An 11,019-nucleotide genomic window follows, 5' to 3' on the forward strand; every position below is an offset into this window, starting at 1 on the left:
TTCCTTACAGCCTAGCGTCAGCCTCTGGGTAGATATTTTTTATATCATAAACTAAATGGCCTTTTAAATTTAGCTTTTTAAACTCATTATGAGCTACGGCGATCACGATGCAGTCGTAGTCGTTTAGGTTATACTCTTTCACTAGATCAAAGCCGTACTCGTGTTTTACCTCAGTGCTATCAGCCCAAGGATCGGTCACATCGACCTTGCAGCCAAAATCTTTTAGCTCATCAACCACGTCTATAACGCGAGAATTTCTTATATCTGGGCAGTTCTCTTTAAATGTCATGCCAAGAACAAGCACGCGAGCTTTGTTGATAAGCACGCCTTTTCTTATCATTAGTTTTATCACTTGATCGGCTGCGTATCTGCCCATATCATCGTTGATGCGGCGACCTGCTAGGATCATTTCAGGGTTGTAGCCTACCTCTTGAGCTTTGTGAGTTAGGTAGTATGGATCTACGCCGATGCAGTGTCCACCAACTAGACCTGGGCGGAAATTTAAGAAATTCCACTTAGTACCTGCAGCCTCTAAAACGTCAATGGTGTTGATATGAAGCTTTTCAAAAAGCATCGCAAGCTCGTTTATAAAGGCGATGTTTATATCACGCTGAGTGTTTTCGATGACCTTTGCAGCCTCGGCTACTTTGATGCTTGAAGCTTTGTGAGTGCCGGCTGTAATGATAGAGCGGTAAATTTCATCGACCTTGTCAGCGATCTCTGGAGTTGAGCCACTTGTGATCTTTTTGATCTTAGTTACAGTATGCTCTTTGTCACCTGGGTTTATGCGCTCTGGAGAGTAGCCGCAGAAGAAATCTTTGTTAAATTTAAGCCCACTTTTTTCAAGAAGTGGCACGCAAATCTCCTCTGTAACGCCTGGATAAACGGTGCTTTCATAGACAACGATGTCGCCTTTTTTAAGCACTTTTGCCACGCTCTCGGTTGCTTTTACGACTGGAGTTAGATCAGGGCGCTTGTTTTTATCTATCGGAGTTGGAACGGTCACGATGAAGAAGTTGCAACTTCTAATATCATCTAAATTTAGACTAAATTTCATGCCATTATCGATCGCTTTTTTCATCTGTTCGTTACTAAGTTCAAGCGTTCTATCATAGCCACTTTTAAGCTCTTCTATACGTTTTGCATTTACATCAAAGCCTACTACTTCGTACTTTTCGCTAAAAGCTGCTGCAAGTGGAAGTCCCACATATCCAAGTCCTACTACTGCTATTTTCATTTATTTTTTCCTTTCTTTTTTGCTTCTATCTTTTTTACGCGTTCATACATTCTTATTTCCGCACTTACACCTTTTGGAGTTATGATTCTAATAGGGCTAACGCCTGGTAAAATTTTAGTGAATTCGTAATAAACCTGCCTCTTTTTCTTTCCGTCCTTACAGAGCATCATCGTTTGCGCTAGCTCGTCACCACCGCTAAATTCGTAATAAATCCCGTGTGCATCCTCTTTTTCTTTAAGCTTTCCACCGAGTAAAAAGGCAAAGTTGCAGTCGATTTCTATCTCTTTAAAAAATGCGACTTCGTATTTAAAATAATCAGGCGGCATCTTTGAGATAGGTAGCTCAAAAATATTTTCCTCGGTTTTTGGCGCGTTTTCGCCTGCAAAAAGCGCAAACGGAAGCACGCAAGCTACGATAAAAAGTAAAAATTTTCTCATGCCTTTACTCCGATTTGAAAATACTTAAATCCATGCTCGGCTAAAATTTTAGCGTTGTATTGGTTGCGTCCATCAAAAATAACGGCATTTTTTAGCCTCTCTTTGATCTCCATAAAATCAGGCGATCTAAACTCACTCCACTCAGTCACAAGCACCATAGCATCGGCGTTATTAAGCGCGTCATATTTATTTTTAGCGTATTTTATATCTAAATTTGGCATATATTTTTTAGCTTCTTCGCTCGCTTTTGGATCGTAAGCGACCACTTTTGCGCCAGCTTCATCCAAAAGCTTTATCAAAGTTAGCGAGCTAGCCTCGCGCATATCGTCTGTGTTTGGCTTAAACGCAAGCCCCCAAAGCGCAATCGTCTTGCCCTTTAGATCGCCACCAAAGAAGTTATAAATTTTATCAAACAGAACTCTTTTTTGAGCCTTATTTCTTGACTCAACCGCACTTAAAAGCTCTGGCTCAAATCCATTTTGCCTAGCTGTGTAGATGAGTGCCTCGACGTCTTTTGGAAAGCAGCTGCCACCGTATCCACAACCTGGATAGATGAAGCTATAACCGATCCTTGAGTCGCTGCCGATACCTTTTCGCACCAAATTTACATCAGCACCCACGCGTTCACAAATATTTGCTATCTCGTTTATGAAGCTTATCTTTGTTGCCAGCATCGAATTTGCAGCGTATTTTGTCATCTCGGCTGACTTTACGTCCATGCAAATGAGCCTGTCGTGATTTTTCATAAATGGCTCATAAAGCTCTCTCATCACGCTAAAGCCCCACTCACTACTAGCTCCGATAACCACGCGATCTGGCTTTAAAAAATCCTCAACCGCAGCGCCCTCTTTTAAAAACTCTGGGTTTGAAACGACTTCAAATTTAACCTCTACATTTCTCTTTTTAAGCTCAGCCTCGATCACCTCATGCACCTTAGCTCCAGTGCCCACTGGAACGGTTGATTTATCGACTACGATTAGCGGTTTGCTTAAATTTTCTCCGATCGATTTCGCAACTGATAGGACATATTTTAAATCCGCCTGTCCATCAGCGCCCATAGGCGTGCCAACCGCGATAAATAGCACATCTGCATGCTCTAGCGCCTCAGTTATCTGCGTGCTAAATTTAAGCGAGCCATTTTTGTAGCACTCGCTCACGATATCAGCAAGCCCTGGCTCATATATGGGCACGATGCCATTTTTTAGCGCCTCGATCTTTTTGTTATCGACATCGACGCAGATCACGCTGTTGCCCATCTTAGCGAAGCATGCACCACTTACTAGTCCAACGTATCCGGTTCCAATTACTGCTATTTTCATGCTTATCCTTAAATTCTCTTTTCCCACTCAAGGGCGGTTTTTATGATGAGCGCTAGATCGTCTCTTTTTGGCTTCCAGCTTGTTAGCGAGCGTAGTTTGCTTGCGTTTGAGATAAGGATAGCTGGGTCGCCGTCCCTTCTTGGCGCATTTAGCACTTTAAAATTTACTCCACTTACTTTTTTTGCGGTCTCGATGACCTCTTTTACGCTAAATCCCATGCCATATCCCACGTTAAAAGTTTCGCTGCCATTTTGGCCGATATACTCCAGTGCGCTTATGTGGGCGTCTGCTAGGTCGCTAACGTGGATGTAGTCTCTTACGCATGTGCCATCTTTTGTCGCGTAGTCATCACCAAAGATACCCATGCTCTCGCGCTTGCCAAGTGCTGTTTGAACGGCCACTTTGATAAGGTGCGTGGCGTTTGGATAGTTTTGACCGATAAGCCCCTCCTCGTCCGCGCCTGCCACGTTAAAGTAGCGCAAAATCGCAAATTTGAAATTTTCATTTGAAGCGGCGTAGTCTTTGATGATCTGCTCGCTCATAAGCTTACTTCTGCCGTATGGATTTATTGGGTTTGTAGGCGTTGTTTCGCTAACCTCTGCCACATCTGGCTCGCCGTAAACTGCGGCAGTTGAGCTAAATATAAATTTATTTATATTATAAGTTTTTGCGTATCTTAGCACCCTCGCAACGTTTGCGGTGTTGTTTAGATAGTATTTTAGTGGCTCGCTCATGCTCTCAAAAACCTCGATAAACGCTGCAAAATGGATGATCGCATCAAATTTGCCATTAGCAAAAATTTCACTTAGATCATCTTCTAGATTTGCGTTTATAAATTTAAAATTTCCGATTTTTTGGAGTGCCTCAAGTGCTTTTTGTGAGCCCTTGCAGAGATTGTCGATAATGGTTATCTCATCCTTGCCTTGTTTTAAAAGTGCTTTTACTACGTGGCTGCCGATGTATCCAGCACCACCTGTTATTAAAATCTTCAAGTTTAAGCCTTTCATAAAAAGTGGTTAATTTTATCAAAAATAGAGTAAAGCAAAAGTAAAGCAAGGCTTTTGAATAAATTTTAATCCTCTCTAACCCTTAAAAATATTGGAAATCTTGGCTTGCCGTTGGCTGTTAAATTTTGAAATTTATATGTGATGATAGAACCTATCTTTGGGGGATTTTGGCGCTTTTCATCGCTTAGTCCCGATCCTATTTTAAAGATAGCGCCAGATTTTGGTTCACCAGCTTTTTCTTCACCCTGCTTGCCACCAAGCGCTTTGCAGGTAAGCGAGCCAGCAAATTTTGCGTATTTGCCGCTACCTTTATTTATAGCGGTCACTTCACACTCGGCATCTTTAAATTTCTTAAATTTAAGTGCATTTTTGCTTCTTTTTCGCTCGTACGGTGCATTTGGCTCACGCACCACTGCTCCCTCGCCGCCTTTTGCGATGATACTTTCAGTAAATTTCAAAAATTGAGCGTTATCTCGCATTTTTATCTGTTTTATTATGATTAAATTGTGATTTGGCTCATTTTTTAGAAATTTAGCCAAAACTTCAAGCCTATCAAGCAAGCTACCACTTGCCTCAGGCACGTCGAAAATGTGAAATTTAAGCCTGTCCCACGCTTTTTCATCGGGCAACTTATCCATCACGGTCGCTTGAATTTCTTCAAATTTAAGCTCCTTTGCGTAAAGTTCGCCATCGAGCGCAAATTTAGGAAAATTTTTAGTAAAACTTAGCGGTGCATTTAGCTTTTTGCCCTGTCTTGAGAGTAAATTCTCTCCGTCCCAGTAGGCACGCACGCCATCAAGCTTCTCGCTAGCTAGCCAGCCACTGACATTTTGATCTTTATACTCGCTAAGGCGCAATAAATCAAGAGAAAATGCAAAATTTAAAAGGACTAAAACCGCAAAAATTATTCTAATCAAGCTTTTGCCTTGCAAAAACAATAATCCATATGATCATCTACAACGCCCACACTTTGCAAAAATGCATAGGTGCTAACAGAGCCTAGAAATTTAAACCCTCGCTTTTTTAGCTCCTTTGCCACAAAGTCAGACATCGGCGTAGTGGTTGGCACTTGTTTGATATCTTGATAGTGATTTATGATCTGCTTGCCGTCAAATTTGGGATCAAATTTTCTTAACAAATATCCCCACAAATAGTCATAAAAGCTGCCAAATTCTTTGGTTACTGATAAAAATGCAAGGGCGTTTGCAGAAAGCGATTTTAGTTTTAATCTGTTGCGAATCAACCTCTCATTTTGCATAAATTTCGCTATTTCAGCCTCGCCGTAAAGCTTGATCTTCTCTGGATCAAAGCCATCAAACGCCTCTCTCATGGCCTCTCTTTTTTGAAGCACTCCATGCCACGAAAGTCCCGCCTGAAAGCCTTCCAGAACTATCATTTCAAAAAATTTTCTATCATCTTTTACGACTTTGCCCCATTCGTTATCGTGGTAAGCTATATCAAGCTCGCCTTTTGCCCATTCACATCGCCTCATTTGCGTCCCTTAAATCTCAACTCCGTAAAACTCGCAATACCACTCAACAAATTTAGCCACGCCGTCATTTACCTTTGTATTTGGCTTGTAGTCAAAGTCAGCCACCAAGTCGCTCACGTCTGCAAATGTCGCTGGCACGTCGCCTGCTTGAAGTGGGAGAAAATTTTTCTTGATCTCGCGGCCGATCTTTATCTCAACTGCCTTAATGTAGTCCATGAGCTCAACTGGGCTGTTGTTACCGATATTATAGACCTTAAACGGCGCTTTTGAAGTGGCAGGGTCTGGGTGCTTTGCGTCCCAATTTGGATTTGGCTTAGCAGGGTTATCTATGCACTTGATGATGCCCTTTACGATGTCGTCCACGTAGGTAAAGTCGCGCTTCATCTTGCCGTAGTTAAAGACGTCGATGCTCTTATCTTTAAGTGCAGCATCAACAAACAAAAATAGCGCCATATCAGGGCGTCCCCATGGTCCATAAACCGTAAAAAAGCGAAGTCCAGTCGTTGGCACGTTAAATAGGTGGCTATAAGTGTGCGCCATCATCTCGTTACTCTTTTTGGTCGCTGCATAGAGGCTTATAGGGTGATTTACCGCCTCGTGCGTAGAAAAAGGCATGTTCTCATTTAGGCCATAAACCGAACTAGAGCTTGCATAAACTAAATTTTTGATCTCATTATGACGGCAGCACTCTAGGATGTTCATAAATCCCGTGACGTTGCTGTCGATGTAGGCTTTTGGGTTTATGAGCGAGTAGCGAACGCCTGCTTGTGCGGCTAAATTTACCACTACGTCAAATTTCTCTTTAGCAAAAAGCTCTTTCATCGTCTTTTCGTCGGCGAGATCTGCTTTTATAAATTTTAAATTCGGATGCGTTTTTGAGACGATAAGCTTGCCATAGTCTATATCGCTCGTGTCAAAGCCTGCCGTTTTTAGGCGTGCAAGCTTTAAATTTACGTCGTAGTAGTCGTTTATCACGTCATATCCAACGACCTCATCGCCCCTTTTTACTAGGGCGTTTGCCAAATGAAATCCGATAAATCCCGCCGTTCCAGTTACTAAAATTTTCATATTTTTCCTTTCACTTTTGGCTTATTTTAGTGCAAAAATGTAAATTTACGTATTTAGATCAGGGTGGTCCCATGTGTTAAATTCGGCCTTTATGTCATCATTTTCTTGCCCTTTGCAACATAGCCACTCAAGCCCTGCACGCCTCTCCATAACGACCTCTTCGTCAAGTCCGGCAACCTTTTTGCCATTTATCCTTGCATCTACACACGCCCAGTGGTAGCGATAAACTAGGTCAAGCTTGCTTAAAATTTCATCCAAACTGCGAAGTTTTGAGCGGTTTTTGAGTCCGCCCTCTCTAAAGACATCCATCACAAACTCACAGTCGCAAATTTTATCCATCTCTCCAATATCTTCAGCTATGCCAAGCGCCCAAAGCAAGATCCAAAGCGACTCATACTTCCAGCCCATATTTACGGCCAAATTTATATCAGCCCTGCCTTCTACGACCTCTTTTTCTTTTACACTTAGATCACCATAGAAATCGCCCAAAAAGTCTTTAGCCCAGGCTATCTCATCTTCACTTAGGTGGCCATTGTCGCGGATCGTACAAGCACACATAATCGCTGTAAATGAACAAACCGCACGAGCAATGATCTCATCAACGCTTCTTGGCGTAACTTCACTATTGTCATACCTTAGTGGCAGACTCTCAAGCACAGCCACACCCTCTTTTTTTAAAATTTTTATGCTCTCATCTTTTCTTTGTTGTGCTGTTTTTGGCATATCCGCACCTTTTTTAAAAATATCAAACACTCCCATTTTTACCCAAAAAACTCAGCGTTAAATTTCTCTTCGTTAAAATTTTTACCTAAAAATTTACAGGCTTCGATCATATCAGTTCTTGCTATTTCAAAGCAACTAGTAGCCCCAGGACTTGGAGTCATGTTAAAACTTATACCCTCTCCTGTGCCTATCTTGCCCTCGCCAAGCTCAAGGCACTTTTTATTACGGTCGATAACTTGTGGCCTTACGCCGCCAAAATTTACAGCATAGCTCAGATCGTTTTCACTTAGGCTTGGTACGATCTTTCTAGCGTCTTTTACAAATTCTTTTTTATTGATAAATGGCACTTCAAATAAGAAATTTCTTAAAATATAAGATCTGATATCGCTATCTTTTAAGAGATTTGTAAAGACTTCAAAGACATTTTTATCAAATTTTAGGCATTTACAAAAGTCAAAAAAGCTTGAACAGCCGTGGTATCTCTCTAGTTTTGGTATGACTAGAGCTGTTGGTCCAAAGCGAGTGTTTCCATTAGCTAGGATGTCTGGGTCGCCGTGAAGAGCGGCAAATGGCAGCTTATCGTTTTGTACCATATAGACTTTGCCATTTAGCAGGCGTTTTTTTGCAAAGTAAAAGCTTCCAGCAACAGGCAATGTGCTAAGATGAAGCCCATAACCCATTTTGTGAGCCAAAAATAGCGAATGTCCTCCAGCATCTACTACAACGTAGTTTGCAGTGATCACCTCGCCATCATTTATCTTTATGTGAAATGTATCGCCCGCCTTTTTTATATCAGTTACTTCTGAGTTTAGGCTGATCTCGTAGCCATCTGCGCCTAAATTTAGTGCATTTTGCACAAGTGAGTTTGCTAAGCCACCAAAGTCCATCGTCGTAAACTGCCCATTTTGCGTGCCTATGGCGATGATGTTTTCTGGCCTCTCATTGCCATTTGCATCAAAAACGACGTTTGGCTCGATTTGTTTTAACTTCTCTTTGTCATAAATTTCAAGGTAAGGAAAAAGCTCTATAAAACTCTCATATCGCTCTTTCATGCGCTCTACTTCGGCATCTCCGATAGCTAGTGCCATCTTTTGATGAGCGAACATATACTTGCCATCAAGATTGTATTTTAGAGCATATTTTACTGGCATATTTGCCACACGAGAGACTTTTTTTGCTTTTTCCAGTGTGTAGTTTGTCTCGATATCGCCACAATGAATGGTTTGTGAGTTGCCTTTGCCGTTTGAATTTAGAGTAGCTACGCCGTCATATTTTTCTAAAAGTGCGACCTTTTTTATATCACTAAATGCAGCCAACTCATAAAAGAGCGCCGTCCCACTAATGCCTGCTCCGACAATTACCACTTCAAAGTGCTTCTGCCTCATTTTTTCTCCCAAAAAGTTTAGTCGCCAAAATGATACTATATTAATTTTAAAACAAACAGCATAGTGGAAAAGCTAGAATTTTATATAAAAGAGAAATTTGGCAAGGCTCTCACCTTGCCTTGAAGTTAAAATTTATAAGATACGTTTACTTTGAAATTTCTACCTGGCTCCCAGTCCACATAGTCTGGATTGCCTGTATAATCAGCCATTCTTTGAGACTGTGAAGCATAAGTTTTATTAAAGAGGTTGTAAATTCCAGCATTTATCTCAAGTCCCTTAAATTTACCGCTACTTGGCGTATAGCTAGCGTAGATATCGCTAACTGCATAGCTTGGTATCTTGGCATTTTCATTATCGCTAGCTGATATGGTATTTTTTGAAGCGAAGTAGATTAGATTGTAGCCTATTAGCGTATCAATGCTAGAAAATGCATACTCTGCATTAAATGTATATTTGTCGCCCTGATCTCGGTAGCCGATGATATTTGAAGTGTAATATCCGCCCCTTTCTGTGTTTACAACTCTATCTTTATATTTTACCTTTTGGTGAGTATAGCTAGCAGCTAGGCTTAGTGCGTCTAAATTTAGCCTTGCAAGTAACTCGATACCACTTATATCAGCCCCACCAGCGTTTATACGTCTGGATATAGTTATTCTATTTGGCGGCGTTCCAGTCACATAAGAGCCATTATCTACGATTAAGTTTTTATATTTTGTCATGAAGTATTTTGCAGAGAGGCTATATGAGCTATCTTCATTTATGTCGCCATGATATTTAAGACCGGTTTCATAGCTATTACCAGTCGTTGCTTTTAGCTTTTTATTTGCTTCAAAATTTTTTGCTCTACTAGCATACATAGACTCCATTACATCAGGTCCTCTAAAGACTCTTGCATAGCTTGCAAAAGCGTTAAGACCTTTAAGTATCTCATAGTCAAGCGCAAGCGCTGGGGTAAATTCATTGTATTTATAAGTGTAGCTCTTTACATTTCCGGCTCTACCATCGTAGCTTTTTAGCTCGTGATGGGTGTATCTGATGCCTGGAGTAACAGTTAACGAACTAAAATTTAGCGCATCTTCTGCATAGATTGAGTAGTTATTTACCTTTTCAGGATAGTGATTATTTGGCTTGTTAAAATTTTTACTTTGGTAAAACTCAGCGCCGTATCTAAGCGTCTGCGTCAAAGCGCCGGTCTCGACTATACTCTTAGCCTTTGCATTTATGCCGTTTGTCTTTACGCCTAAAATTTTTAAGACTGGGTCATCTTTTTTGTGCTCGGTGTTGTATACTGTTACATCTAAATTTAGAAGATCACTTGGTTTATACTCGTATTTTAGTGTTGTCGTATCGCGCTCATATTTTCGGTTATCAACAGGGAATTGACCAGTGTACCAGCTGCCAAACTCGGCTCTCATAGGATACATGCCCTTAAATTCATTGTGCTCTCTTGAGATAGAAATTCTATGCGCGTCAAGGAAGCTATAACCAAGCTTTAAAAGATAGCTAAGGTCATTTCCGTCACCACCTATCCTTCTGTTATTACCGCTTTTGCCGTAGTCATAGCCTTTGTGATTTATCGCAGCTATAAAGTCAAGCCCCTCAACTGGTGCAGTAAAGATCATAAGACCTTGAGAAAATTCGCTGTTATTTGAGGCGTAGCCTGTCTTTATCTTTGCACCGATGATCTCACCACTTTCTAACAAGTCTTTTGCGTCAACCGTTTTAAAGGCGACCGAACCGCCAAGTGCACCTGAGCCGTTTACCACTGATCTTGAGCCAACCTCGACATCAACAGCTTTTATAAGATCCGGATCTATAAGCAAGTCGGCGTTGTGGTGAAATGTATTTCCGTTTTGCTTCGCGCCATCTATCGTGATATTTAGACCACGGTCGCTCACGCCCCTCATGTAAATTTTTTGATTCATGCCGTTTGTTCCGCCAACATAAACACCAGGAATATCTCTCATCACGTCTTTTACTAGGCCAGCGTTTCTAGTTGAAATTTTGATATCATCAACGCCGTATCCGCCACTGCTACTTGTTACCTCAACTCCGCTTAATACGCTCTCGTCTGCCCCATTTGCACAAACTGCTATGCTTGCTGCAAGAGAGAGTTTAAATAAGCTTTTAAATCTCATATTTTCTCCTATTTTGGTTATTAAAATTACTATTTTAATTTTATAGCATAATTTTGAGATTGAATATTATAATTTTAAGTATAAATTTTGGATAAATTTTTGATTTTTTTGGCAAAAATATAAACTATTTTTAAATTTTAATTATCTAATAAATTAATTAAATATTGAGATAAAGGACAAAATTATATAATTTTATCAAGATAGTAAATAAGG

The 11,019-nt window shown here is 40.7% G+C and carries 10 protein-coding genes; all 10 read right to left on the bottom strand.

What is annotated here, in order from left to right; translation table 11 throughout:
• Window positions 1–4: 4 nt before the first annotated feature.
• Complete coding sequence (locus F3H01_RS07840; RefSeq protein ID WP_149725393.1) at window positions 5–1,237, bottom strand: nucleotide sugar dehydrogenase; 1,233 nt, start codon at window positions 1,235–1,237, stop codon at window positions 5–7.
• A complete protein-coding gene (locus F3H01_RS07845) occupies window positions 1,234–1,674 on the bottom strand; it encodes an ecotin family protein (RefSeq protein ID WP_149725394.1) in 441 nt (146 codons plus the stop codon). Before F3H01_RS07845 ends, F3H01_RS07840 begins: the two co-directional genes overlap by 4 nt.
• Window positions 1,671–2,993 carry a UDP-glucose dehydrogenase family protein gene (locus F3H01_RS07850; RefSeq protein ID WP_149725395.1) on the bottom strand — a complete coding sequence of 441 codons (1,323 nt, stop codon included), beginning with the start codon at window positions 2,991–2,993 and terminating at the stop codon, window positions 1,671–1,673. Before F3H01_RS07850 ends, F3H01_RS07845 begins: the two co-directional genes overlap by 4 nt.
• 8 nt (window positions 2,994–3,001) lie before the next feature.
• Window positions 3,002–3,985 (bottom strand): UDP-glucose 4-epimerase GalE, encoded by a 984-nt coding sequence (gene galE, locus F3H01_RS07855; protein ID WP_149725396.1) that lies wholly within the window; start codon window positions 3,983–3,985, stop codon window positions 3,002–3,004.
• Window positions 3,986–4,065: 80 nt separating this feature from the next.
• Window positions 4,066–4,914, bottom strand: coding sequence for a DNA ligase (locus F3H01_RS07860; RefSeq protein WP_149725403.1), 849 nt, complete (start codon window positions 4,912–4,914; stop codon window positions 4,066–4,068).
• Window positions 4,914–5,492 carry a DNA-3-methyladenine glycosylase I gene (locus tag F3H01_RS07865; RefSeq protein WP_149725397.1) on the bottom strand — a complete coding sequence of 193 codons (579 nt, stop codon included), beginning with the start codon at window positions 5,490–5,492 and terminating at the stop codon, window positions 4,914–4,916. Before F3H01_RS07865 ends, F3H01_RS07860 begins: the two co-directional genes overlap by 1 nt.
• Before the next feature lie 9 nt (window positions 5,493–5,501).
• Window positions 5,502–6,560: an NAD-dependent epimerase gene (locus F3H01_RS07870; RefSeq protein WP_149725398.1), complete on the bottom strand. Its 1,059-nt coding sequence runs from the start codon at window positions 6,558–6,560 to the stop codon at window positions 5,502–5,504.
• 45 nt (window positions 6,561–6,605) lie between these two features.
• Window positions 6,606–7,283 (bottom strand): DUF4272 domain-containing protein, encoded by a 678-nt coding sequence (locus F3H01_RS07875; RefSeq protein WP_223155394.1) that lies wholly within the window; start codon window positions 7,281–7,283, stop codon window positions 6,606–6,608.
• Window positions 7,284–7,321: 38 nt separating this feature from the next.
• On the bottom strand, window positions 7,322–8,668 hold the full coding sequence (locus F3H01_RS07880; RefSeq protein WP_149725400.1) for an FAD-dependent oxidoreductase: 1,347 nt from the start codon (window positions 8,666–8,668) through the stop codon (window positions 7,322–7,324).
• Between the two features lie 125 nt (window positions 8,669–8,793).
• Entirely contained in the window at window positions 8,794–10,806 is a 2,013-nt protein-coding gene (locus F3H01_RS07885; protein WP_149725401.1) for a TonB-dependent receptor domain-containing protein, read from the bottom strand.
• Window positions 10,807–11,019: the final 213 nt, after the last annotated feature.

It is taken from the genome of Campylobacter concisus, from assembly GCF_902460875.1.
GTDB classification, from domain to species: Bacteria; Campylobacterota; Campylobacteria; order Campylobacterales; family Campylobacteraceae; genus Campylobacter_A; species Campylobacter_A concisus_AA.

Bases quoted from the DNA above. Each gene is read 5' to 3' on its own strand.
- F3H01_RS07880 (WP_149725400.1), bottom strand. From the start codon at position 8,668: ATGAGGCAGAAGCACTTTGAAGTGGTAATTGTCGGAGCAGGCATTAGT.
- F3H01_RS07845 (WP_149725394.1), bottom strand. From the start codon at position 1,674: ATGAGAAAATTTTTACTTTTTATCGTAGCTTGCGTGCTTCCGTTTGCG.
- F3H01_RS07885 (WP_149725401.1), bottom strand. From the start codon at position 10,806: ATGAGATTTAAAAGCTTATTTAAACTCTCTCTTGCAGCAAGCATAGCA.
- F3H01_RS07875 (WP_223155394.1), bottom strand. From the start codon at position 7,283: ATGCCAAAAACAGCACAACAAAGAAAAGATGAGAGCATAAAAATTTTA.
- F3H01_RS07850 (WP_149725395.1), bottom strand. From the start codon at position 2,993: ATGAAAATAGCAGTAATTGGAACCGGATACGTTGGACTAGTAAGTGGT.
- F3H01_RS07840 (WP_149725393.1), bottom strand. From the start codon at position 1,237: ATGAAAATAGCAGTAGTAGGACTTGGATATGTGGGACTTCCACTTGCA.
- F3H01_RS07865 (WP_149725397.1), bottom strand. From the start codon at position 5,492: ATGAGGCGATGTGAATGGGCAAAAGGCGAGCTTGATATAGCTTACCAC.
- F3H01_RS07870 (WP_149725398.1), bottom strand. From the start codon at position 6,560: ATGAAAATTTTAGTAACTGGAACGGCGGGATTTATCGGATTTCATTTG.